This is a genomic window from Ligilactobacillus hayakitensis DSM 18933 = JCM 14209 (genome assembly GCF_000615845.1).
Lineage (GTDB): Bacteria > Bacillota > Bacilli > Lactobacillales > Lactobacillaceae > Ligilactobacillus > Ligilactobacillus hayakitensis.
Genome location: NZ_BAML01000004.1, coordinates 13,954 through 37,663, shown reverse-complemented (window position 1 = coordinate 37,663; position 23,710 = coordinate 13,954). Strand labels below are relative to the sequence as shown.

Below are 23,710 nucleotides of genomic sequence, written 5' to 3'. Positions count from 1 at the left end.
TAATTATTGGCACAGTGTTCTTCTGGGACTGGATGTGGAAACATATTTATATTTGGATTTTTTTATATATTATCTTAGGCATAGTAGGAAATGTAAGACCATATTGGCGAAGATAGGTAGGTTATACTTTGAATAATAAAAGTCAACTGAAAAAGTTGGCTTTTTTATTTTGAAAGAAAGGAGGTTAAATTTAAGTGAAAGTTCAAAATGAAATGGCGACAAAAATTACTGTAGATACAGTTCAGGCTGCTAAAAGTATTTCGGCCTTTAGGAATGGTATTTCAGCTTTGACTAATTCATGGAAAGCTAACGAAATGGCATATCGAACAGCAGGCGATAGTTTAAATGCCTTAAAGTCCAGATATGAAGGTATTAGTAATGTTATCGAGCTTCAAAAACAAAAAATTGATGAATTAAAAAATAGGCAAGAAGGACTTGATAGAACTAATAAGGATCAAGCTAATACTTGGTTAAAGTTAGAGAAAGATATTCAGACTGCTACACGTCAATTAGCTAGTTACGAAGCACAACAAGCTAAAGCTAAGACATCAATGAACTATTATAATAGCGGTTTGGCTGATTTGCAGAAAAGCTATAGAACTACACAAGCTTTATCTAAGAGTTATGTTGAAAGACTTAGAGCAGAAGGCAAAGAAGTAGAAGCTAAAAAAGCACAGTTAAGTGGCGTCAAGAATGCATTGAATAGTTTAAATGAACAGTATCAGTTGCAAAAAAAAGAATTAGAGTCTGTTGCAAGTAAAACAGGTATGACGAGTGAAGCATACATGAAGCAAAAGACTAGATTAAACGAAACTGCAACAGCAATAGCCAAAGCTAAAAATAAATTTAATGAGTTAAATAATTCTTTAAAAGAACAACCAACTACGTTTTTTGGCAAATTAAAAGATCAAGTATTATCTTTCGAAAAGCAGACCGAAAAAGTTGATAATAGATTATCAAAATTTAAAGAAAAAATGAATAATACTTTTGTTGCGGTAACTGCATCCAATGCAATTGGTACTCTTACAGGTAGTTTTTCTAACTTGATATCAGAGTCATTTAAAGCAAGTGATGCAATGGATAAATTTAAGTCGACTATGCAACTAGGTGGCTTTGGTTCTAAAGAAATTCAAAAAGTTTCAAAAGAAGTAAGAAAATATGCTGATGATACAGTTTATGAATTAAATGACGTATCTAATACAACTGCACAGTTAGCTGCTAACGGTGTTAAAAATTACATGAAATTAACTGAGGCAGCTGGTAACTTAAATGCTCAAGCTGGTGGGAATGCAGAAACTTTCAAATCTGTAGCAATGGTAATGACACAAACTGCTGGTGCTGGTAAATTAACTACCGAAAATTGGAACCAATTAGCTGATGCAATGCCTGGTGCATCTGGTAAATTACAAGAGGCTATGAAGAAAAATGGTGCTTATACTGGTAATTTTCGCGATGCTATGGAAAAAGGGCAAATAAGCGCTAAAGAGTTTAATAAAGCTATTATGGACTTAGGATCAACGGATTCAGCAGAGAAAGCAGCTAAAAATACAGCAACTATTGAAGGCGCTGTTGGAAATCTTGAAGCAGCAGTTGTTAGCGGTATTCAAAATATTATAGATACTTTTGGCAAAAGTAACTTTACAAATGTAATAAATGAAACTACTAAAAACATAGAAAATATATCTACTAAAATTGGGAATTTTTTTAAAGAAAATAAAGAACCAATACAGGGCATTGTTGATAGTATATCTATAATTTTTAAAACAGTAGGTAATGCAATCTGGGAAACATTTAGTAACACAATAGAAACTATTGGTAAAGCGTTTGGTGTAGTTGGTGAAAATAGTTCAAAAACTAATTCAACTTTAAAAACTATCGATTCATTATTAAAGAAAATCGCATCACATAAAAAGGCGATTGATCTTTTAACAAAGTCTTTAATTGGTTTATGGACTGTGAACAAGGGAAGAAAAATCTTGTCTAATGTGATATTTAAACCTAAAGTTGATAGTAAAGATGCCAAACGGGAATTAACTTTAGTTGGAAGGATTGCAAGAAAAACAGGGATAAGTATAAAAAAAGCTTTAAAATGGACTGCCAAGATTTCAATTAAAGCAGCAAAAGCAGCTTTGAGTGGACTTAGCAAAGCAGCATCAATTACAGGTAAAGCTGTTAAGGTTGCATTCAATGGTATGTTATCTGCAGCAAAGAAACTAGCATTAGGATTTAAAGCAGTATTTCTATCTAATCCATTTGGTATTGCAATTTTAGCGATTACTGCTTTAGGTGTTGCGTTTTATGAACTATATAAACACAATAAAAAATTCAAGAAGTTTGTTGATGGTTTAGTAAAGGATGCTAAAAAAGCATTTGATAATATAGTCAAGTTCTTTAAAAACTTACCTAAAGAGATATCTAAAGTAGGGAAGAATATTACAGGATTCTTCAGCAAAGGTTGGAAATCAATTAAAGATACAACTAACAAAGGTATCAAGAACACTCAAAAGAGTTGGAATAAGTTTAATAAAGATGTTGCTAAGTCTGCCAATAATATGTGGAAAGACACTAAAAAGAAGTTTAGCGATGGCTGGAATAGTTTAAAGAAAAATGCTGATAATGGTAAAGATAAGATTGTAAAATCATGGAATAATCTTAATAATGCAACACTTAATGTCGCTAAAAAAATGGCTAAAGAGAATCCTAAACAGTTTAAATTAGGATATAATGCTATTCAATCCTACACTAATACTTGGAAAGATTTTACCAGTGGACATTGGGATAAATTAGGCGGTGATATTAACGATACTGCTAAAAATATTCGTAAGTTTACTAAAAATATATTTAAGGATATGTATGATTGGTTGAATGATAAAACTGGTGGCAGATTAGGTGATATGGTAAATACTTTTACTGATAAATTCGGACAATTAAAAGATATTGTTGGTTCAGCAGTTAAAGGTGTTAAACATAAAACTGTAGATTTGGTAAACGGTGTGGTTAAACCATTCAATGATATGTTAGGTGGTTTAAAGAATGGTATTAACTGGGTTCTCGATAAAGTTGGCGCTCCACAAATAAATGCTAGTTGGGCAATTCCAACAGTATCTTATGCTAAAGGCACAGCTGATGTACAAGGTTCAAACGGAACACATCAAGGTGGATTAGCTTTAGTTAATGACGGTGTAGGTGAACATTACCGTGAAATGTTTAGATTACCTAATGGAAAAGTAGGTATTTTCCCTAAACAACGTAATATGGTGGTTCCTTTGCCTAAAGGATCAAGCGTTTTAAATGGCGAAGATACTTATAAATTAACTACAATGCTAGGAATTCCAGCATATGCCAATGGTATTGGTAAATTCTTTAAAGGTGTCTGGAATAGTGCTGTTGATTTAGTTGATGAAGCAGAAGATATTTTAAAGAAACCAGCTGAATTTTTAAAAGAAGTCTTTGAAAAACATATTGGTAATTTATCAGCTAAAGGATTAGCTGGCGATATTGTTACTAACTTTCCTAATAAATTGGCAAGTTTAGCGGTTGATTGGGTAAAGAAATTATTTGAAGATTTTGAAGCTGGTGGCGATGGAAATAGCCCTGCTGGTAGAATGGCTAAATCTGAATTTGCCAAGATAGCTAAACACGCTGCTAGATTGATGCATCAAAAACTTAGTAAACGTGATATAGAGCATTTGTACTATCAAGCATCAACTGAATCTGGTGTAGATCCTGCTCAAAATGGTGGTTATGATGATCATGACGGAACAGGTTTACCAATTGGATTATTCCAATATAAACTTGGTACTTGGAAAAGTTGGGCAGTTCCAGGACATGCTAATATTCATTCTGCCTTAGATCAAATTATGGCAGTTTTAAATGATAGTAATTGGAGAAATGATTTCCCACCAATCGGAGTAAAGAGAGGTTGGGGGCCTTCAGGTCATAGAATGATGGCTTATGGCGGAAGAATTGATACTAACCAATTAATCGAAGTCGCTGAAAATAATAAACCTGAATATATTATTCCAACTGATCCAGTTAAGCGTCCTAGAGCTTGGCAACTTATGCATGAATTGACTTCTGAATTTACTAAGCAAGATCCAGGACATTCAATAAATCGTGATAATAGAGATATAAAAGAATTAAACGATAAATTTGATTCGCTATTAGCGATGTTTAGTCAATTATTGGGGTTAAACAGTCAACAATTAAAAGCTATTCGAGAGAGTGGATTTGATAAAAATAAATTGTATAAGCAACAAGCAATAGATCAAAAATTGATTAACTATCAAACATTTTAGAAAGGAGTGATATTTTGAACGAATTTTATATTAAACCACAGAATGGGAAAGAGATGAGATTATCTGATATCACTCAGCATGTAGAATTACTTAGTTTAGATGAAAATCCAGCGATAACTAATACTTATCAATCTAATCCCGCACAAGATGGAGAGTTATGGAATTATTCTACCTATAACCCTACTGTTGTTAGTTGTGAGTTTCTATTATATTTTTCTACTTGGCAAGATTATATATTAGCAAAGCATGATATTATGAGAACTTTCATGCAAAAAGGGTTATTTAGAATTAGGGAAGAAATAAATAGTCAATTGGTGAGATATGTTAGAGCATCTTCATTTACAATTAGTCCTGACGATAAAGGATCAAATTGGGTTACTTTTACTATTCCATTCGATAATCCTAGTGGAATGAAATATAGTCTATATAGATCAGATGAAGTTGATTTAAATGCTTTAAAAGGATGGTCATATGGTCAAAACTTGATTGATAATGATTACTCATATAGATTCTCGGATAAATCCTTTAGAGTTTACAACCCTAGTGATATACCAATTGACCCTTATCTTGGTAAACATGATTTAAAAATCATTAGTAAGTTTAGTGGTAGTTCTCTAAAAATTACTAACACAACTAATGGAACTAGCTGGAGTTACAATAAATCATCTAATGGGAATGAAACTGTTCTACTAGACGGAATTGTAACAACTGTTAATGGAAACCCAGCAACAGTAAACACAGATTACGGTCATATTGTGTTGAATGCTGGATGGAATGATATTGTTGTTAGTGGCACGAATAGCAATGATATCACGTTCAGTTTTCCATTTATTTATATCTGATGTTTCAAGGAAAGATTTTAGTTCAAGGGGTTAATCGTGCTGAAAAAGAGCCTTTGAATTTGTTTGACCCTAAGTCTGTACAAATCCAGTGGGAAGTAAATCAGACTTGGAGCTTACAATTAACTGCATATAATGACGGAAGCTTAGCTTATCAAATGTTGGAAAGTGAAGCTTCTATTTTTTTGGACAATCAAGAATATATCATTAAACAAGTGGCTAATGATTCATCTAGTGGATTAGATAGTATTCAAGTAACAGCTACTCATGTTTATTTTGAAGTACAAAAAATTAGGAAGTATAAAGAGTACGTTGACCCAACAGACAAGGATAAACAAGCAGATGTTAAAGCTCTAAAAGATAATACTGATTCTTCTAAGTCTGATGATAGTGATAACGCTAAAACTAATACTAGCGAAAAAACAGAAGGTAATACCACAACTAAAGTAACAACTAAAACCACTGATGAAACACAACAGGATAATCAAAATCAAGTGACTTATTCAATTCAAGATGTGCTAGATCATTGGTTAAAAGATAACAAACTTGGTTTTGCCTATGAAGTGATTGGTAGCTTTGAAAAGAAAGAATTAGAAGAATTACAGGACGGAACTGGTGCTGATATGTTATCTAAGATTTCCGATACTTGGGATAATGCAATTATATATCCAGATAATCGGAAAATTAGAGTATATTCAACAGATGAGTTTAACCTAAATCGTGGTAATAGAATAGATTACTTGAATAATGCAAGTGAGATTAAATTTAGTATTGATTCAACATCATTAACGAATATGGTCTATTGCATTGGTGGAAAATATTCTGTTGAAACTACTACAGAAACGACTACTACCACAACAACTACTACAACAAGTGGCGGTTGGGGTTGGCCTTTTCCTAGTGTGGGAGAAGGTAATTTTATGCAAGCTCAAAGGTTTGGTAACGATGGTGGATATCGTCAAAACGGCTTTCATGATGGTTTAGATTTTGGTTCTGTAGATCATCCAGGACGTGAAGTACATGCTATTCATGGTGGAAAAGTTACAATCAAGTCATATATGGGTGGGCTTGGTAATTACGTTGTTATTTCTGGTGGCGGATATAATGTTGTTTATCAAGAAGCATTTTCAAGTGCTAGCAATATCATAGTTAATGTAGGAGATACGGTTAAAGTCGGTGATGTTATTGGCTATCGTGATACAAGTCATTTACATGTTGGAGTAACTAAAGCTGATTTCAACGTTGCTGTTGGAAAATCATTTACCAATGATGGAACTTGGTTAGATCCACTAGAATTAATTAAGAATGGTCCTAGCGATACTGACACTGAAACATCATCAGAAACTAACTCAAACTCAAATACGCAAGAATACTATTATTTTGCGCCGTTTATGTATCGTGATGAAGAATCTATCAAGAAATATGGTGAACATCCAGCAGAACCAATTGAAGATGATAGATTTAAGGATAAAAACGCAATGATTGAGTACGTTAAGACTAAATTGCAACCTAATCCGTCATTGTCTATTGATGTAACAACTACTACTGGCGTTAGACCAATAGCTGGAGATGTCATGCACGTCATGGTTAAGTCGCAGAATATATCAACAGACTTTACTTTGACTGGTTTCACCTGGTACCCGTATTCATATCCAGTTGATAATCAAACATCAATAACATTAAACTCCAATGTTCAAAATATCCTTGATTATCAAAACTCAAAGCAAAGACAAGTTAATAAGGCTATATCTGAATTAAAAAGTTCTACAAATGAAGTAATTAATAATGCTAATTCTAATAAATTCAGTGAATTTGGTGGGAATCAACAATTAAAAACGTGGCTGAATGATTTTGTTGGAGGCTAAAGTATGAATATTTGGGAATGGATAGATAAACTAACAAAAGGTCTGCAGAAATTGGATAGCAGAATTACAGTAATTGAGAACGTACTATTTGATGATAAGACAAACAATAAAAGTCCTATTGTTACTAAAGAACAACTTGATGAGATTAATGATAGGTTAGACGAGATAGAAAGAAAGTTAGGTGGTAGTGATGGAACAACTGAACCTTGATGATATTGGTTTGACTGATCGAACTCAGTATAATGCGACGGTTTCCAATTTCAATCAAATTCAGCGTGTTGTTAATGGCAATACTGATGAGATTGAAACAAAATTAGATAGCAAAACTAATTTGAATTATTTTGAAGATGAGATTAAACGATTAGATGATAAAACGGATGCTTTAAACGAAGATTGGAAAGCAAGGTTAAAGCGTGTAACTTTAGGTAGTGATGAGGAAATGATTGAAAATGTAGTAACTAAAATTTTACAAAAGAAAGGAGTAATCTAATGGCACAAACATTAAAATATGTGATTGGTAAAGATTATCGACCACTAACAATGCTAGAAGCTAAGAGCAGTAACGTTTCAAATATTGACTACGGCGCTAATCCAAACTGGGTGCAAGCTAGACAATATGAAGACGGACTAAGACAAGTCTTCGTTGAGATTGCCAACGAAGATGGTACACCGTTTGATTTAACGGGTGCGAACGTTCTTTTTGAGGGGGTTTTACCTGATAATGAACATAAGATTTTGGATAACGAACACGCAGTTTTTTATGAAGATCCAACATCAGGTAAGTTCCGCTTTGATTTACCAGCTCAAGCTTTTACGGTTGCTGGTCAATATAAGCAATCGTTTTTCCGTGTGATGAAAGGATATAAAAATATTGCGACACTTGAATTTAAACTTCAAGTACTTGCTGATTGGGTTATTGGCGGATTAACTCCTAGTGACTATATTAGTCCATTGGAAAAGTTCTTCAGTCAAATCAATGATGAGTTACTAGCCGACAAGAACAAACTTAAGCAAGCAGTTGATGAGTTTAAACAAGAAGTTAATGATATTCAAAAAGCGATTACTGATAAATCTGACGCAGCCGGAAATATGCTAGATAGTTTGACACAACGCATTGTAACTCTTGAAACAAAAATCAAAAATGATGATTTATTTACCAACTCCGATGCGGTTGAGTATAAACTGAAAATTAATGATGAAATTAACGACTTAAAACTATCATTACTTAATACTGATAAAAACTTACAAACTAAGGCCACAGAAATTTCCAATAAATTTGATGAAAACTTACAAACTAAGACCACGAAAATTTCTGACGAATTTAATGAAAAAATTGATAAACTTAATAAAACAGTTACAAGTTCAATGAGCGAAGCTAAGACACTTGTTGAGAATAAAATTGCACAAATGGATAATGGAGTACATGGATATCCCAATGCCAATGCAATTAAGCAAGCTTATCCTAATGGCGCTCAAGGTATTTTTGTTGCCGTTGACACAGGACACCAATGGTACTACGTTAATGGACAATGGACAGACGGCGGCGCTTATCAATCCCCTCGAGGAAACGCTGATGCAACAGCTACAGCGTTGCACAATCAAATGTTGGATGCGTTAGACCAACAAGATAAAATTTGGCAGAGAAAACTATATGTGAATGTTAATACTGGAGAATGGCTTAACGATAAAAATATGAGGGAAACACAAAGTAATTGGTGTTGGACTCCATATTATACTCCAGTAAAAAAGAATTCAGATTATATTTTTGCTGGATATGATGGTGTAAGCGCAACTCTAAAGTAGTTGGCATTTCATCTGTATACATTAATTTATATTCGTCAGATAAATCTTTCATTAAACAGATTTATACAAATAGAACTAATCCAGGTATTTTTAATACGGAAAACGCTGAATACATCAGATTTAGTATGTCAACGAATACCTTTTCAGATGAACAATATCCATCGCTTTTTAAGGGAAACACTCTTCCTAAAGAAATAGAAAACGACATTTATGGGCTTTTTGATACAGCATATAAACAGTTAGGTAATTCTCTTGCAGATTTTAAATTGCCACCTAGTCTTAGTTTGCCTAAAATGGCAAACTTACCTGTGCAAATCTACGATGATACATTAATTGAATATGCAGTAAATACAGACGTAATCAAGGTTTTTCTATATGATAATTTCAGTAATCTTATAGCTAAAAATAATAGTGGTAATGGTTGGAGAATTCCAGCTAATTCTGGTGATAGAGCATTGGATTTTAACGCTATTTTAGGTTCATCACCTGAAAATTATTGGAGATATGCACCAAAACTATACAGAAAACAATCAAAAATTTTTATCAATGAAATTCCAATCGATGCAGGTAAAGGGCAAAACATTAAAGTATTAATAATTGGAGATAGTTTAACAAATTATAATATCTATCCTAATCGTGCTGGAGAGTTAGCTAATTCAGATGAAAACGCTACGATTAAATTTATTGGAACTCGTGGAGATAACACCAAACACGAGGGTCGAGGTGGTTGGTCTGCCAAGATATATACAACTAGAACTCAGTACAATTCATATAATAATCCGTTTATCAATAACGGCAAGTTTGATTTCTCTCATTATATGAATACGAATAATTTTTCTGATGTTGATATTGTAATCATAAATTTAGGAACAAATGATGTAACGTTAAATAAACCTGATATGGATAATGATTTTTCAGAAGATTTCAAAGCGTATGATGAAATGATTAGTAGCATTAAAGCGTATGATTCAAACATAAAAATAGCCTTGGGATCTACAATCGAACCGGCTAGATTAAACAATGCACACATTGATGTTAAAACTAGACGGCAACGTTGGAATAGGTTAATGGCAAAGTATTGTTTGGATAATAATTATACTTATATCCCATATTGGTTTGTTGTTGATCCTATCAATGATTTCAAATATGAAGACGTTCAAATTGATGATTACAACACAGCGACAATTAGAAAAGTTGCTGACAGTACTCATCCAGCAGATAGTGGTTATAAAAAAATGGGCGATTTAACATATGCAACCATTAAGAAGTTAGCTGAAGATATTAGGACAAATAAATAAATTAATTAGCGGTGGGTGGGAGGATAAAGATACATTTAAATGTTCATAAATAGCTAATTTTGAAAAATAATAGTACACTCATCTTATGAATTAATAGAGGTGTTTATTATGAATAATAAAGATTTAGTGATTATGTCTGTTTTAACTGCATTTCTAAGTTCTATAATAGTTTTTATTTGCCTAGATATAAGTAATGGTAACTTTGATAATCTGGCTGATTGGTTCGGAGCTTTGGGTAGCATTGGTGCGATTTTAGCAGTTATATATCAAGTGCATAAACAGAGAGAAGAATTTTTAGATGCTAATCAAAAAGATGGAGAAGTTTGTCTTAAAGCATACAGAGATATGAGTGGATATAAATTAAAACATTGGATAGTAAATACAGGAAAATCTGTTGAAGGATATAGATTTATAGGATTTGTTGCTGAAAAAGATATAGAAGCATTGCTCAACGGAAGTAAGGGAGCTGAAGTAGCAGTTCAATTTTTTGGAAACGTACCTTATTACGATGTGGAGTCTAATCTAGAATCTTTAGTTCCTGCAGGACAATCCGAAAAAATAGAACTTGATATCACAATGTTGAAAAGTTTTTTTGACAGAAAAACTGTATATATAGTTTATAAAGGTTTATCAGGTGATTTTTATACTAAAAAAGTTACTATTAAATACTGAGTTATAAATAAAAATAAGGAGGTGACTATATGTGCACACATTGCTAGGATATTCCTGGGCGGAAATAGCGTCAATTTTGGCAGTTATTTCCGTCCTTTTTAGTGGAATTTATTGGCTAATTAGACATGGGGCTAAAGCATTAAATAATGCTATTACTATTGGAACGTATCCGCTGCAGCAGCAGTTTATAAAGTTATCGAATACGATTAATCGACTTAATAATAATCTTGAAGAACAACATAAAAGTTTGGTAAAACTGGAAGATGAGGTCGAAAAACACCATGACGAATTAATTAAACACGATAAGCGAATTGAAAGTTTGGAGCGTGATATAAAATGATGAAAGCATTATTAACTCAAGATGGTAAGTTGAACGCAAAGACGGTGACATCCTTAGCGTTGCTGGGCGTTGTGCTCGTTCAAGAAGTGGCCAAGTTATTCGGTTGGCATTTAACTGGCGACCCTAAGCAGGTAATGGAAATCGTCAATACAATTTTGACTATTCTCGGAACGCTAGGGCTTGCAAGCAATAGCGCTGACGTTAAAGATGATGAAATCAAAGCGAAAATTGAAGGAAAGGAGTAATATATGAAGAGAAAGAAAAATACTCGATTGATGATGGGACTTGCAACTTTAGGTGCAGGTCTTTTTTTATTGGCGCCTAATGTCAATGCTGCTAAGGGAGATTTCGGCGTAGACTGGGCTGTTTATCAAGGAGCTAACGGTAAGTTTGGATACGCTAAGGATAAGTTTGCTATTTCTCAAATTGGAGGTACAACTAACGGTTGGAGCATGTATGATCAGTGGACTTATCCCAGCCAAGTTCAATATACAATTGCACAAGGTAAAAGAGCACACACGTATATCTGGTGGCAGAACGTAACGACAAATGCTCAAGCAGACCGAGTGCTTGACTACTTCTTGCCAAAAATTCAAACTCCAAAAGGAAGTATTGTAGCTCTTGATATTGAAAGTGGCTATCAAAATACAAATGCTATTGCGCATGCTCTTCAACGAATTAAGAGTGCTGGTTATACTCCAGTTGTATACGGCTATAAGAATTATTTGACTAACAACACTGACTTGCATTATTTAGCAAAGCAAGCACAACTGTGGTTAGCTGAGTATCCAAATTACAATGTCACACCAACTCCAAACTACAACTTCTTCCCGTCATTCGAAAATATCGGCATTTTTCAATTTACTAGCACATACATTGCTGGCGGACTTGATGGTGATATTGACTTAACAGGAATTACTGATAATGGTTATAAAAAAGGAGAAGCCGATAATCCGAAGACGCAAACTCCGGCAGTTAAAGCCGGTATTGTTGCTGATTCTACTTCAAAATCTGATATTAAAGCTGGATATACGGTTAAGATAAACTTTAGCGCTAAGAACTATGCGACTGGACAAGCAATTCCAAGTTTCGTTAAAGGACAACCGCATGAAGTCTTGCAAGTATCCGGCGACAAGGTATTGCTTGCTGACATCATGTCATGGGTTAAAAAATCAGATATCGAAATTTTAGCCACAAACAAGGCGAGTGGCAATGTCGAGTTAAAGCGGCAAACTAAGGATAAATGGACTGATGATTTAGGAGTAACCTGGACTAAAGAAAAAGCAACTTTCAGAATTACTAAAGGTCCATTGCATTTAAGATGGGGAGCTAGTCCAAGATCAAGTGTGATTTCAGTTTTAGGTAATGGCAGTGAAATCAAGTATGATGCTTACGCTAAGACAAATGGATTTACTTATGTAAGACAGCCTCGCTCTAATGGTCAATATGGCTATATCGCCGTAAGGGACTCTCAAAGGAATGCTTACGGAACATTTAAATAACGAACGAAAAATTTTGGCCACTCCTAATAGTTAGTTAAAATCTCTAACCTTTAAAAGTGGCCACAAAAAAATATACGGCTTTAGCTCACTTCCCGTTTGGGAGGTGGGCTTTTTTGTGCTTAGATTTTTGTTTTTGGAAATAATTTAAATATTTAGGTAATTAAAAGAACTAAAAAATTAAAAATAGGCTCTTATTGACTTTTAATTGATTAATATGTACCATTATTTTAATAAAAGCCCAAAAATTAAAAAGAAGGTGATGAGATGGACTACAAAAATTTAAGTAAATGGAGTTATATTAATCCTGGGAAAGATGTGAAACAGGAGTACAATATTAGATACAATAATCCTACGACGATTAAAACCGGTTTATTCATAAACCAGTTTTAAGAGGGGAAAGGTTAAGTGATGTCAGAGAATTATTCGTGATACCTATTCAGGAAATTTTAACTTTACAAGATGCAATTATGCAAAACTCAAAGAAGATTACAGAATTAAGAAACACTCTACCGAGGATTGCGTCAGACCAACTGTTTAACTATACTTTATTAACAGAAATTAAAAGTACAAATGATATCGAAGACGTTAAGACGACTAGCGAAGAAATTACAGAGGCCATAACAAATGTAAAAAATAAGTCGAGGAAAAAAACAAGGTTGAATTCTTTCGTTAAGATGTATTGGAAAATAAACGATGGTGAAAATCTTAAAATAAGCAAATTGGAAGATATTCGGGAAATATATGATTTTTTACTAGAAGGTGAAATATCTAATGATGATTTTCCTGACGGAAAGTTATTTAGAAATTCATTTACGCGAATAGGAAATGATTTTACAACACATCACGTACCTAAGATTAATGAAGAAGATACATCTATTGATTTAATGAGCTGGATTAAATTTGTGAATGGTAACACACCATTTTTAATAAAGGCGTTAGTATCCCACTACTTTTTTGAATATGTACATCCCTTCAAAGATGGAAACGGCAGGACTGGTAGGTATATAGCTTGCGTTTATTTAGGATATAAGTTAGATCCTTTAACAGCAATTACATTATCTAGTGAAATTAATAAAAACAGAAGTAAGTATTATAAATCTTTTTTAGATGTAGAAAATCCCAGAAATTACGGAGAAGCAACTTTTTTTGTAATTGATATGATGAAAATATTGATTAAAGGTCAGAAATCATTGCTTAAAGACCTAGAAGAAAAAAGAGACATGCTCTCCTATGGAGAAAATTTAATTGCATCTTATGCAAGGACGGATATTGAAAAAGTATTACTATTTCTACATTTTCAGTCTTATTTATTTAATGACTATGGTTACGGAATAGAAGATAGAGATTTAAAAGAATATACTAAAGAATTTAAAAATACTCAAGTGAGAAGAACCTTGGATGAGCTTACTCAAGAAGGAGCGTTAGAGTTGACAAAAAAATCACCTAAGACAAGAAGATTATCTGTAGAGTGGTTTGATAAGTTACTGCAAAATTAGCCGCTCTCTTTTCAACGCGAATAAAGAAAAAAATTTATACTTATAGAGCTATGGTTAAAAAATTTATCCGTGATTTTGCGACGAAAAAAGACACTTTGTTTCTACTATTATATAAGTAGAGGCAAGGTGTCTTTTTTGATATAATATTTATGAGGGAAGTAACAGTTATTTTATCTAGGATTTATTGATAAAAATGGTAGCAATTTGGTAGCAAAAAAATAGTAATTTTTAATTAATATAGTAATAGTATAAAATATATAAAGTACAGACTAATATTGGTATATATACGTTTAAATAACCTTTAAGTTATAGAAAAATATCATGTGTAATTACGTGCATTACACGGTAAGGCAGCTCGTATTCCAGAACGCCGTCGTTAATATATTTCAAAAGAACGTTGATTTATCAACGTTCTTTTTTTGTTGTTTCATTAATAATGAATGATAAAATTATAAAAAAATATGCTAAGGGGAAATTTTGGGCAAACTATAAAAAATCAAGTTTACTTTCAAGTTGCTTTTGCTTCAAATCTGATTGAAAACGTTGGAGAAGTAGCTTGGAAAGACTTAGATATTTCATTTCAATACGACTTACCGCTACAGATTGCTCAAGCATTAGCTAGTTTGGGAGTATCAATGGAAACATGGTTGAAAGTTATTTCGGTTGTTGATGATCCTAAGCAAGAAGATAAGATGTTGAACAAACAAAAGCAACAATTCAAAAATAACTTAGAAATGATTGCTAGTGGCAACATTAAACCGGACGGTGAAGTAAATGACAACGGTCCAAGACGAGAAAAATAGAATTGATTACCTGTTACAAAGAGATAAAATTACGGATAAAGAAATTCAAAAAGCGTATGATGACGGCTTATATAAGTTAAAGGCAGTTATCAATCGCGCTTTTTCTTTATATTCAACTGACGGAGTACTTGTTCCAACTAATCTAAACTGTAAGGTTATTAAGAAAGATACAATGATGAGACCAGTTAAAGGAGAGGAGTATTATCATGAAAACCACAGAAGAGATTATAATGATTAATGGAGAAGAATGTATACATTGCCCTGTATGTGGAAGAATAGTGGCTCTTTTTGATGTTTGCGAATGCAACTGGGAAAATACTGGCGAAACTAATATCGATGGTGGTCCTAACCATATGACCTTAGAGGAAGCTAAAAAGGCTTATGCTGAAGGGCGTGAAATTAATTAATGTCCAATGCTCGATGCTCTACTAGCAACAGATCAAGCCCCTTTGCAGAGAGTTGTTTGAATGTGCGCACGAAGGTTTTTATTTCGGTTTTATAATATTCTGTACTGATGATAATTTTAAAACATATTTTAAGATTATCATCAGTATTAATTGACAATGAGCCTAAAAATATAGCCTCCTTGAAATTACCATACGTGGGTTAATCAAGGGGGCTATAAAACTAAGAAATAATAATATTTGTTTTGGCATTAATATAATTTAAAATTTCTTTGAACTCAGGTTCAGTACAACTATGATAATTCTGTTCTAAATCATTTAACATTGAAAGTGCCGAGTCAATTGAAGGCTGTACTTCATCAATTATATGAATACTAGGAGTATTTTGTTCAATGGTAATTGAATCTTCAAAATTGAGAGATTTAAAGTAATTAATTAAATTCAAATACTTTTCAGGCCAAAGTATTTGATAATGATTTTTTTTAGCGATACTGTCAAATCGAATCAATTGTTCTGGATCAAAGAAAGTTAAATTTAATGTAACATTAGATTTTTTCAATAAATCTTTTTCAAAATTTTTTATTGCGCCATTTTTTGAAAGAAAATTCTTGGAGCTTTCCTTATGGCCAATAATTAATGTATTTAAAGAATTAGTATTGAAGATTTTTTTCCAAGTTTTAATTCGTTTTTTATGAATACCTATTGTATTAAATTTTGAAACATAGCCAATTTTATTTTCATTATCTTCTATCAGAAGGGCAATTGAACCAAAAAGATCATCATCATTATTAAATGCGGTAATGCTAACATGCTTAGAAATTTCTACTTTATAGGTATATGGGAGAACTTTGATATTATTTAAGTTCAATTTAAGAAATTCTTCGTGTGTTAATCTTTGTAATAATGTTAATAAATCTTGTGACATATAAATCAGTGGATGCGATTCGTTAGTTAATAAGCGTAGCGTTTTTTTGGTAAGTCTAGTAATGATAATAAAATCGGTAGATGAATTTTCGTTGTAGTCATCAATATAAATGTTAGCATCAGTTAAAGTCAACATATTATTTTCAAATTTCATTTTGCTATCCTACTTTTTATAAATTAGCGTCTGTTTTAAATTTTAAGGGCGACATGTCCGTTGATAAAGTAATTAATTTGCTAATTAATTCATTATATTTGTCTAATCCAGTTTGTTGAAATTTAATTGAAGCTTCGGTTAGATGTTCTTCTAAATTTTCACCTGAAAGTAAAGTAGCTTTTTTATCAGCTTCTTTTAATTGGTTACCAATTAAAATGGCAACTTCTTTTTGAGTATCCTTTAATAATTTATCAAATTCAAGATAATGAGGATCTACTAAGACGCCAGCTAATTTATAAACCCAATAAGCTGAATCGGGGGTATATTCTTGTTTACCAACCTTGTATGCGGGGTGAACATCGGTTGCGCCTGCATACAAAGGAATAAATGAGCTTTGTGCAGTAACACCCATTGCTAACCAATGTAATCCTGAAGTTTCAACTGGTAAATTTGGACGTAATTGAAGAATATGAGATTCTTGAGTGGCTGGTAAACTAATAGGTCTAAATTTATGGCCATCGACATTCTTTTTGTTTAATGGATCATATGGAGTGTTTTGATAATGAGATCCTAATACATATTCAATGTCATCTAAATGTAATAAACGGTTTGGCTTCCGAATAAAAGGTAAACTTTCACTCATAGGATCTTGAGTATCATCACCTGAAAGATATTTTTGTCCATACCAAACACGTGGAGTACTATAAATTTCGTCGCTCAATTCATGTGTTCCAAATATTTCTCGGAAGTTAAACCCACTAACTTGATTATTTAAATTGTTTTGTGAAACGAATTCTTGAATATTTTGAGAAAACATGAAATTATTTGAATCATCAAAATCTATTTCTTGAATTGCTAATTGATTTGCGACAACAGCATAGGAATCATCTGGAATCCGTTGCGCTACCCAATGATGCCCACTTCCTGTTTCTAAATACCAAACTTCTTCATTATCTGAAAATAAAATCCCGTTGCTTTCGCTTGTTCCATATTTTTCAATAATTGAACCAAGTCTTTGTACACCTTCACGTGCTGTTTTAACATAAGGTAAAACAACTGTAACCATCGCTTCTTCGCTAATTCCATTTTCAACAAGGGGATCGCAAGTAAGAACACGGCGGTTGGCATAGGCACTTTCGGTTGCACTCATTGCAACGCCATATTCATTAATTCCATCTTCTTCGAAAACACCAAATTTATCGGTCCATTCCGGAGTAGCAGTATATTTATATCTTGTTTTTGGAAGAGTGATTTTGAAGTCACTTTCATTTGAAATGAATTCTTGTGGTTCTGAAAATTCTTTGTGTTTGTGAATAACTAGATGTTTTGGCCAAGCAGATTTTGAATCTTCATTACGTGCAATGATTGTAGAACCGTCTGCCATAGCTTTTTTTCCAACGAGGATACTAGTACATGCGGATAATTTTTTTTGAATTTGCATTTTATTTTTAATCTTCCTCTCTAAAATAGTTTACAAAGTTAATTGTATCATATGTGAAATTGATTTGAAAAAAGTTGAATTTTTTGGTTTAATTATAGTATTAAAATGAAGAGGAGAATGATTATGCCTTTAGTACATATCGAATTAATCGAAGGTCGTTCACAAGAACAATTAAAAAATTTAGTTAAGGATGTAACAGATGCTGTTACTAAAAATACAGGAGCACCAGCTGAACACGTACATGTTGTTTTAAGCGAAATGAAAAAAGATCGCTATAGTGTTGGTGGAGTATTAAAGAGCGACGAACAATAGATAAAAAAGGCTGAGGCAATAATACCGAAGCCTTTTTTTAGAATAGGGGAATGAAATTTATGGGAAATAATATTACAACAAATCAAGATGGTCATTTAACAATTGGTGGAGTTGATACACTTCAAATTGCTAAGGAATTTGGTACACCAACTATTGTATATGATGTTTCAAAAATTAAAGAACAAATTAATGCTTTTAAAACAGGTTTTGAAACTCAAGGGGTTAAATATCACGTTTCATATGCAAGTAAAGCATTTTCTAGTTTAGCAATGTATAAATTGATTTCAGAGATGAATATTGGAAGCGACGTCGTTTCTGGCGGAGAGTTATATGCTGCATTAAAAGGTGGATTAAATCCAAAAGAAATCGAATTTCATGGAAATAATAAATCTCGTCAAGAATTAGAAATGGCAATTGATAATGGAGTAGGATACATTATTATTGATAATTTTTATGAAATTGAATTACTAGGTGAAATTCTAGATGAGAAGCAAGCAAACGTAGATGTTTTATTACGTTTAGCTCCGGGAATTCATGCGGAAACACACGATTATATTTCAACAGGGCAAGAAAAGTCTAAATTTGGATTTGACATTAAAAGTGGTCAAGCCGATATGGCTTTGAAACAAGTATTAGATAATAATCGCTTTAATTTAATTGGAATTCATGCCCACATTGGTTCACAAATTTTTGCAACTGATGGATTTGTGCAAGAAGCAAATAAATTAATGGATGTTTTGAATGAATGGCAGCAAAAATATGATTTTAGCGCTAAAGTAGTCAACTTAGGGGGCGGATTTGGTATTCGCTATACAGATGATGATAACCCATTAGCGATTCAAGAGTTTATTAAAATTATTGTTGATGCGCTTAAATCAAAGAGTAAGGAATATGGTTATGACCTTCCTGAAATTTGGGTAGAACCAGGCCGCTCAATTGTTGGTGAAGCAGGAACTACACTTTATACAATCGGATCACGTAAAGATGTAAAAGGCGTAGGGAGTTTTGTTGCTGTTGATGGGGGGATGGGTGATAATATTCGTCCTGCATTGTATCAAGCAAAATATGATGCCTATCTTGCAAAGGATCCTACTGCAAAACCACAACAAAACGCTTCAATTGTTGGTAAATATTGTGAATCTGGCGATATCTTAATCAAAGATTATGATTTGCCAATGACAAAACCTGGTGATGTTTTAGCAATGCCATCAACTGGTGCATACGGATATGTAATGGCAAGTAACTATAATCGTAATCCTAAACCAGCCGTTGTTTTTGTCGAAGATGGCAAGGCAAGATTGGTTGTCAAACGAGAAACATATGATGATATGTTGAAAAATGAAATTCTATAATTAAAAGATATAACTGAAAAAGCAAGGTGTTGAAATTTAATCAATACCTTGCTTTTTTGACAATAAATATTATCTACAGTTTTTTAAATCACAGGTTTAATCTAGCTTCAAGATTTTTTCAAGGTGCTTGGCTAAACCATCATGATTGTTATCAAATTCTGTAATATCATCAGCGATGGATTTTAATTTATCTGTCCCATTTTGCATTACGATACCTAATCCAGCATATTCAATCATTGTTTCATCATTTTGTTCATCACCAAATGCAATGATATCTTCGCGATTAATATCGTAGATGTTTGATAAAAATTCGAGCCCATCAGCCTTGGAAACCCCTTTTGGACTAAGCTCTAAGATTGGATGTTCGCCACCCCAAACACTTACATTAATCGTATCACCGAAAGTATTTTCTAAAGAAGTAATAATTTCTGATTTTTTGTTTTCATCAACTAACATTGTCATCGCAGAAGGATCTTGTTGTAAGTTGATTTTATTTAAAATTTCGGTTGATTTTAAAGATGAAGGAAAGAAATCCTTGATAATTTCACTTGCTTTATCGGCAAGGGCATAGTTTTTTCCCTCAGCTGTAATTAACTTAATTCCTAATTCGTCTTTAGCAGAGACCAAATCTAAAGCGATTTTTTTAGAAAAGGTTTTGCTATATTCTTTATCCCATGATTGATGTGGTAAATGACCTAAAGCACCATTGAAATTGATAAGGGGAGTTTTGATACCTAATTCATCGTAAATGTGTTTTGAAATTCTATAGGGACGACCAGTAACAATTGATACGATATGGCCAGCTTGACCTACTTTTTGTAGTGTTTGTTTAGTTTTAGGTGAAATTTTTGATTCGCTATTTAAAGTTGTACCATCAAGATCGATAGTAATTAATTTTCGTTTCATAAAATCATCTCCCATAAAATATGTTAATTATATCTAAATTAACATAAATAATTGTGAAATACTAGAGATAAAGTAGTGTAAAGGGTATAATTTAGAAGATAAAGACAAATTAGGAGGAAGCAACTTGATTATTGTAGACGATAAAGTGATTAATGGGATTCCTGTATTAGAATTAGTTGATTCAAAATTGGAAGCTGAAAAGTTACCGTTAGCCTTTTTCTTTCATGGATGGAACGGTAGTAAAGAACGAGTTTTGCCTCAAGGATATGAGTTGGCTAAAAGAGGTTTCAGAGTAGTCTTGCCTGAAGCAAAATTTCATGGAGCCCGTAGTATGGGAAAGACTGAAACACACTTAATGGAATTTTGGCAAATAGTAAATAGTTCTATTAATGAATTTGGAGGAATTCTTGAACATTACCAATCAGAAGTTGGAATCAAAGATAATTTTGTTGGAATTTCGGGCTTATCGATGGGAGGTATAACAACTATTGGTATTCTCGACAAATTTACTGAAGTAAAAGCAGCTGTTTGTTTAATGGGATGTCCAGAACCAGGTAAATTTTTTGATTTAATGGTAACTAATATCATCGCAAAACAACCAATACCACAAGAAATTATAGATAGTCAAGCTAAAATGGTTGCTGATTTCGATTTAAGTTTAGAGCCTGAAAAAATCGCAAGTAGATATATACATTTCTGGCACGGAACTGCCGATTCAACTGTACCACATGAATTTACGAAGGAATTTTTTGATAAAGTTAAAAATAAAAGTTACGCTCAAAATGTTACTTTAACTTTATCAAAAGGAAAAGGTCACAAAGTTGATCAAGAAACTACGATTGATATGGCTGATAGAATGTTTGAATTTTATCAAGTAAACGATAAATAAAGGTGACTCTATATGTTTCGAAATAAACTACTTATTATATTTTGTACATTATTATTAGCATTTTTTAGTGTCTTTGTCTTTGTAAAAATTCAACAACGAGATACGGTAAATCGGCTAAATAATAATGATTTATCAAATTCTGCATATCTTATTAAATTAAAAAGTTCGGTATCATTACAAAACATTAACGAGAAGTTATCTAAAGAAGAAAAATTAGATAATTTTCAGTTACAATACCAAGATAAGAAAAATAAGAACATGATATTTTTCTATGGAAAAGGTAATTTTTCAAGTCCAGCAATGGAATCAGGAAGCTTTTTTACAGATAATGATTTTAATTCTTTAGTAAGTACGGTAATCGTCGGGAAAGATATCGCTAAAGACTTGTATATTCCTCAAAGCCAAGGATACTTACATTACAATAATCAATATTACCCCGTTTTAGGAGTTATGGGAACTAAGCAAAAATCGGGATTAGATAATAAAATTTTTATTTCTCCGTCAGTAGATATTTTAAAAAATAAGCAGAGTAAGGATTATAATATTATTTTTGATTCAGATAAGCCGGTAGATATTGAACGGATTAAAAAAATATTGAATGCGACTTCAGTTACTTCGATATTTAAAAATAATTTAGGAATTCCTAAAGGTGTCTGGTTCCAATCATTACTAAAAAAGGGAATTGCTCTGTTGGCAATTATAGTTAGTTACTTAATCCTTGCGACAATGTGGGCTAAAACTAAAGAGACTAAATATTATCAATTTATTGACGGTGGAATTTTGAGAGTTGTCTTCTTTGACTGGCAAGTTTATACAATTCTTTCAGCGCTTGGCACATTATTGGGTGTTGTTTTAGGATTATTGTATTTTACAATTTTAGACTATCGAGGATTAATAACATTTAACATTGCTACCGTTATTACAAGCAGTATTGTTTGTTTTGTAATTCTATACGCACGTTTAAACAAATTACGAAAGGAAAATACCAAATAAATATGAAACTACCACAGGATTTTATAGATAAATATACGCACCTTCTTGGGGATGAAGCGCCTGACTTTTTCGAAAGTTTAGATCAAGATAGTGTAATAGGATTTAGATTAAATCCTTTGAAAAATGATTATCGTAACATTAAGTATAGTTTAAATAAAACCATTGATTATACTAATGACGGATTTATTGGAAAAGTTAGTGGACGCTCATTAGAACACCAAACCGGATACGTATATAGTCAAGATTTAAGTGCGATGTATGTTGCAATTGTCGCCGATGCTAAACCAGGGGAAAAAGTTTTAGACCTATGTGCTGCTCCAGGTGGAAAATCAACACAATTAGCTGAAAGTATGCAAAATCAAGGTGTTTTAGTAAGTAATGAAATTAACTATAAAAGAGCAAAAATCTTAGCTGAAAATATGGAAAGAATCGGCGCTAAAAATGTTGTGGTTACTAATGAATCACCCGACAGGTTAGTTTCTGTTTTTAAGCATTACTTCGATAAAATTGTTGTTGATGCCCCATGTTCTGGTGAAGGAATGTTTAGAAAAGATCATGCGGCTACTAAATATTGGCATAAAGAATATCCAAATGAGTGCGCAAAATTACAAAAAGAAATTCTTGTGCAGGCGATGCAGATGCTAAAGTCTGGGGGAGAATTAATTTATTCTACATGTACGTTTGCTCCAGAAGAAAATGAAGAGATAGTATCGTGGTTACTTGAAAATTATGATTTGACCTTAGAACCAATTAAAAGATATGATGGAATGGAACCAGGCAGACCTGCGTGGGGAAATGGCGATCCTACAATCAGTCATACAGTGAGATTGATGTCACATAAATTTCAAGGAGAAGGCCAATTTTTAGCAAAGTTTAAGGATAATACTACAGAAAATAAATTTAAAGTGAAAAAGAAAAAAGCAAAAAAATCAAAAGGAATTTCGCCAAGTGAATTTGAACTTTGGAATGAATTTATTAAACCATTTAAATCAGAATTATCGAATTTAAATATCAATGATCTAAAATTAAATGGCGATTATTTATATTATTATCCACAAGAATTACCTGATATTGAAAAATTGAAATACATGCGTCCAGGGCTAGCGCTAGGTATTTTTAAAAAGAATCGATTTGAACCTAGTTATGCACTTGCATTAAGTTTGAATGAAGTTTCTGATGAAAGAGTAATTAAGGTTACAAAAGAACAGTGGAAACAATATGTAGCTGGAGATGTTATCCCATCAAATGAATCTAAGAAAAATGGATGGTATTTATTGGAAACAGAAGGTAAGTATTTTGCTTTTGGCAAACTTGTTAATGGAACTATTAAAAACTTTATGCCTAAAGGGCTAAGATTTACAGCAATTGATGAATCTGAATATCAATAAAAATGACGACCAAATTAACGGTCGTCATTTT

The 23,710-nt window shown here is 32.6% G+C and carries 23 protein-coding genes; 20 read left to right on the top strand and 3 right to left on the bottom strand.

Annotated elements, in window-relative coordinates; translation table 11 throughout:
* The first annotated feature begins 194 nt into the window (after window positions 1–194).
* From JCM14209_RS01850 to JCM14209_RS01780, 15 genes are all read left to right on the top strand, one after another.
* A complete protein-coding gene (locus JCM14209_RS01850; RefSeq protein WP_025021935.1) occupies window positions 195–4,298 on the top strand; it encodes a tape measure protein in 4,104 nt (1,367 codons plus the stop codon).
* Between the two features lie 14 nt (window positions 4,299–4,312).
* Window positions 4,313–5,140: a phage tail domain-containing protein gene (locus tag JCM14209_RS01845; protein WP_051523346.1), complete on the top strand. Its 828-nt coding sequence runs from the start codon at window positions 4,313–4,315 to the stop codon at window positions 5,138–5,140.
* A complete protein-coding gene (locus JCM14209_RS01840; protein WP_025021933.1) occupies window positions 5,140–7,002 on the top strand; it encodes a phage tail protein in 1,863 nt (620 codons plus the stop codon). The genes JCM14209_RS01845 and JCM14209_RS01840 overlap by 1 nt, the downstream gene beginning before the upstream one ends.
* Window positions 7,003–7,005: 3 nt before the next feature.
* Window positions 7,006–7,212 (top strand): hypothetical protein, encoded by a 207-nt coding sequence (locus tag JCM14209_RS01835; protein WP_025021932.1) that lies wholly within the window; start codon window positions 7,006–7,008, stop codon window positions 7,210–7,212.
* Window positions 7,193–7,492, top strand: a complete 300-nt coding sequence (locus JCM14209_RS01830; protein WP_025021931.1) for a hypothetical protein — start codon at window positions 7,193–7,195, stop codon at window positions 7,490–7,492. Before JCM14209_RS01835 ends, JCM14209_RS01830 begins: the two co-directional genes overlap by 20 nt.
* Entirely contained in the window at window positions 7,492–8,805 is a 1,314-nt protein-coding gene (locus JCM14209_RS10220; RefSeq protein WP_025021930.1) for a phage baseplate upper protein, read from the top strand. The genes JCM14209_RS01830 and JCM14209_RS10220 overlap by 1 nt, the downstream gene beginning before the upstream one ends.
* A gap of 125 nt (window positions 8,806–8,930) precedes the next feature.
* On the top strand, window positions 8,931–10,103 hold the full coding sequence (locus tag JCM14209_RS01820) for an SGNH/GDSL hydrolase family protein (RefSeq protein ID WP_025021929.1): 1,173 nt from the start codon (window positions 8,931–8,933) through the stop codon (window positions 10,101–10,103).
* Window positions 10,104–10,211: 108 nt separating this feature from the next.
* Window positions 10,212–10,775, top strand: a complete 564-nt coding sequence (locus JCM14209_RS01815) for a hypothetical protein (protein ID WP_025021928.1) — start codon at window positions 10,212–10,214, stop codon at window positions 10,773–10,775.
* A gap of 31 nt (window positions 10,776–10,806) precedes the next feature.
* Entirely contained in the window at window positions 10,807–11,115 is a 309-nt protein-coding gene (locus JCM14209_RS01810) for a hypothetical protein (RefSeq protein ID WP_025021927.1), read from the top strand.
* Complete coding sequence (locus JCM14209_RS01805; protein WP_025021926.1) at window positions 11,112–11,360, top strand: phage holin; 249 nt, start codon at window positions 11,112–11,114, stop codon at window positions 11,358–11,360. Before JCM14209_RS01810 ends, JCM14209_RS01805 begins: the two co-directional genes overlap by 4 nt.
* A 3-nt stretch (window positions 11,361–11,363) precedes the next feature.
* Entirely contained in the window at window positions 11,364–12,617 is a 1,254-nt protein-coding gene (locus JCM14209_RS01800) for a GH25 family lysozyme (protein ID WP_025021925.1), read from the top strand.
* A 467-nt stretch (window positions 12,618–13,084) separates the two neighbouring features.
* The gene (locus tag JCM14209_RS08785) at window positions 13,085–14,113 is read left to right on the top strand and encodes a Fic family protein (RefSeq protein ID WP_155830648.1); all 1,029 of its coding nucleotides are present in this window, start codon (window positions 13,085–13,087) and stop codon (window positions 14,111–14,113) included.
* Between the two features lie 461 nt (window positions 14,114–14,574).
* Complete coding sequence (locus tag JCM14209_RS01790; protein WP_025021924.1) at window positions 14,575–14,916, top strand: hypothetical protein; 342 nt, start codon at window positions 14,575–14,577, stop codon at window positions 14,914–14,916.
* Entirely contained in the window at window positions 14,888–15,154 is a 267-nt protein-coding gene (locus JCM14209_RS01785; RefSeq protein WP_025021923.1) for a hypothetical protein, read from the top strand. The genes JCM14209_RS01790 and JCM14209_RS01785 overlap by 29 nt, the downstream gene beginning before the upstream one ends.
* Window positions 15,123–15,323 (top strand): CPCC family cysteine-rich protein, encoded by a 201-nt coding sequence (locus JCM14209_RS01780; RefSeq protein ID WP_025021922.1) that lies wholly within the window; start codon window positions 15,123–15,125, stop codon window positions 15,321–15,323. The genes JCM14209_RS01785 and JCM14209_RS01780 overlap by 32 nt, the downstream gene beginning before the upstream one ends.
* Before the next feature lie 220 nt (window positions 15,324–15,543).
* Here the strand turns inward: JCM14209_RS01780 and JCM14209_RS01770 are convergent, their stop codons facing one another.
* Both JCM14209_RS01770 and JCM14209_RS01765 read right to left on the bottom strand, forming a co-directional pair.
* Window positions 15,544–16,398, bottom strand: coding sequence for a hypothetical protein (locus tag JCM14209_RS01770; RefSeq protein WP_025021921.1), 855 nt, complete (start codon window positions 16,396–16,398; stop codon window positions 15,544–15,546).
* 16 nt (window positions 16,399–16,414) lie between these two features.
* On the bottom strand, window positions 16,415–17,839 hold the full coding sequence (locus JCM14209_RS01765; RefSeq protein ID WP_025021920.1) for a C69 family dipeptidase: 1,425 nt from the start codon (window positions 17,837–17,839) through the stop codon (window positions 16,415–16,417).
* Window positions 17,840–17,944: 105 nt separating this feature from the next.
* Here JCM14209_RS01765 and thmT point away from each other — a divergent pair, with 105 nt between their 5' ends.
* Window positions 17,945–18,151, top strand: coding sequence for a 2-hydroxymuconate tautomerase (thmT, locus tag JCM14209_RS01760; RefSeq protein WP_263640344.1), 207 nt, complete (start codon window positions 17,945–17,947; stop codon window positions 18,149–18,151).
* Window positions 18,152–18,210: 59 nt separating this feature from the next.
* Window positions 18,211–19,503 carry a diaminopimelate decarboxylase gene (gene lysA, locus JCM14209_RS01755; protein WP_025021918.1) on the top strand — a complete coding sequence of 431 codons (1,293 nt, stop codon included), beginning with the start codon at window positions 18,211–18,213 and terminating at the stop codon, window positions 19,501–19,503.
* Between the two features lie 96 nt (window positions 19,504–19,599).
* Here the strand turns inward: lysA and JCM14209_RS01750 are convergent, their stop codons facing one another.
* On the bottom strand, window positions 19,600–20,409 hold the full coding sequence (locus JCM14209_RS01750) for a Cof-type HAD-IIB family hydrolase (protein ID WP_025021917.1): 810 nt from the start codon (window positions 20,407–20,409) through the stop codon (window positions 19,600–19,602).
* A 124-nt stretch (window positions 20,410–20,533) separates the two neighbouring features.
* On the opposite strand from JCM14209_RS01750, the gene JCM14209_RS01745 reads away from it, so the two are divergent.
* The 3 genes from JCM14209_RS01745 to JCM14209_RS01735 are packed head-to-tail and all read left to right on the top strand — an operon-like array spanning window position 20,534 to window position 23,679.
* The gene (locus JCM14209_RS01745) at window positions 20,534–21,298 is read left to right on the top strand and encodes a dienelactone hydrolase family protein (RefSeq protein WP_025021916.1); all 765 of its coding nucleotides are present in this window, start codon (window positions 20,534–20,536) and stop codon (window positions 21,296–21,298) included.
* Window positions 21,299–21,310: 12 nt separating this feature from the next.
* Window positions 21,311–22,291, top strand: coding sequence for an ABC transporter permease (locus JCM14209_RS01740; protein WP_025021915.1), 981 nt, complete (start codon window positions 21,311–21,313; stop codon window positions 22,289–22,291).
* A 2-nt stretch (window positions 22,292–22,293) separates the two neighbouring features.
* Window positions 22,294–23,679 (top strand): RsmF rRNA methyltransferase first C-terminal domain-containing protein, encoded by a 1,386-nt coding sequence (locus JCM14209_RS01735; protein WP_025021914.1) that lies wholly within the window; start codon window positions 22,294–22,296, stop codon window positions 23,677–23,679.
* Window positions 23,680–23,710: the final 31 nt, after the last annotated feature.

What these genes read in the sequence shown, in the direction of transcription:
- JCM14209_RS01840 (WP_025021933.1), top strand. Translation starts at nt 5,140, where the DNA reads ATGTTTCAAGGAAAGATTTTAGTTCAAGGGGTTAATCGTGCTGAAAAA.
- JCM14209_RS01835 (WP_025021932.1), top strand. Translation starts at nt 7,006, where the DNA reads ATGAATATTTGGGAATGGATAGATAAACTAACAAAAGGTCTGCAGAAA.
- JCM14209_RS01830 (WP_025021931.1), top strand. Translation starts at nt 7,193, where the DNA reads ATGGAACAACTGAACCTTGATGATATTGGTTTGACTGATCGAACTCAG.
- JCM14209_RS10220 (WP_025021930.1), top strand. Translation starts at nt 7,492, where the DNA reads ATGGCACAAACATTAAAATATGTGATTGGTAAAGATTATCGACCACTA.
- JCM14209_RS01820 (WP_025021929.1), top strand. Translation starts at nt 8,931, where the DNA reads ATGTCAACGAATACCTTTTCAGATGAACAATATCCATCGCTTTTTAAG.
- JCM14209_RS01815 (WP_025021928.1), top strand. Translation starts at nt 10,212, where the DNA reads ATGAATAATAAAGATTTAGTGATTATGTCTGTTTTAACTGCATTTCTA.
- JCM14209_RS01805 (WP_025021926.1), top strand. Translation starts at nt 11,112, where the DNA reads ATGATGAAAGCATTATTAACTCAAGATGGTAAGTTGAACGCAAAGACG.
- JCM14209_RS01800 (WP_025021925.1), top strand. Translation starts at nt 11,364, where the DNA reads ATGAAGAGAAAGAAAAATACTCGATTGATGATGGGACTTGCAACTTTA.
- JCM14209_RS08785 (WP_155830648.1), top strand. Translation starts at nt 13,085, where the DNA reads ATGCAAAACTCAAAGAAGATTACAGAATTAAGAAACACTCTACCGAGG.
- JCM14209_RS01790 (WP_025021924.1), top strand. Translation starts at nt 14,575, where the DNA reads ATGCTAAGGGGAAATTTTGGGCAAACTATAAAAAATCAAGTTTACTTT.
- JCM14209_RS01785 (WP_025021923.1), top strand. Translation starts at nt 14,888, where the DNA reads ATGACAACGGTCCAAGACGAGAAAAATAGAATTGATTACCTGTTACAA.
- JCM14209_RS01780 (WP_025021922.1), top strand. Translation starts at nt 15,123, where the DNA reads ATGAAAACCACAGAAGAGATTATAATGATTAATGGAGAAGAATGTATA.
- JCM14209_RS01770 (WP_025021921.1), bottom strand. Translation starts at nt 16,398, where the DNA reads ATGAAATTTGAAAATAATATGTTGACTTTAACTGATGCTAACATTTAT.
- JCM14209_RS01765 (WP_025021920.1), bottom strand. Translation starts at nt 17,839, where the DNA reads ATGCAAATTCAAAAAAAATTATCCGCATGTACTAGTATCCTCGTTGGA.
- thmT (WP_263640344.1), top strand. Translation starts at nt 17,945, where the DNA reads ATGAAGAGGAGAATGATTATGCCTTTAGTACATATCGAATTAATCGAA.
- lysA (WP_025021918.1), top strand. Translation starts at nt 18,211, where the DNA reads ATGGGAAATAATATTACAACAAATCAAGATGGTCATTTAACAATTGGT.
- JCM14209_RS01750 (WP_025021917.1), bottom strand. Translation starts at nt 20,409, where the DNA reads ATGAAACGAAAATTAATTACTATCGATCTTGATGGTACAACTTTAAAT.
- JCM14209_RS01740 (WP_025021915.1), top strand. Translation starts at nt 21,311, where the DNA reads ATGTTTCGAAATAAACTACTTATTATATTTTGTACATTATTATTAGCA.
- JCM14209_RS01735 (WP_025021914.1), top strand. Translation starts at nt 22,294, where the DNA reads ATGAAACTACCACAGGATTTTATAGATAAATATACGCACCTTCTTGGG.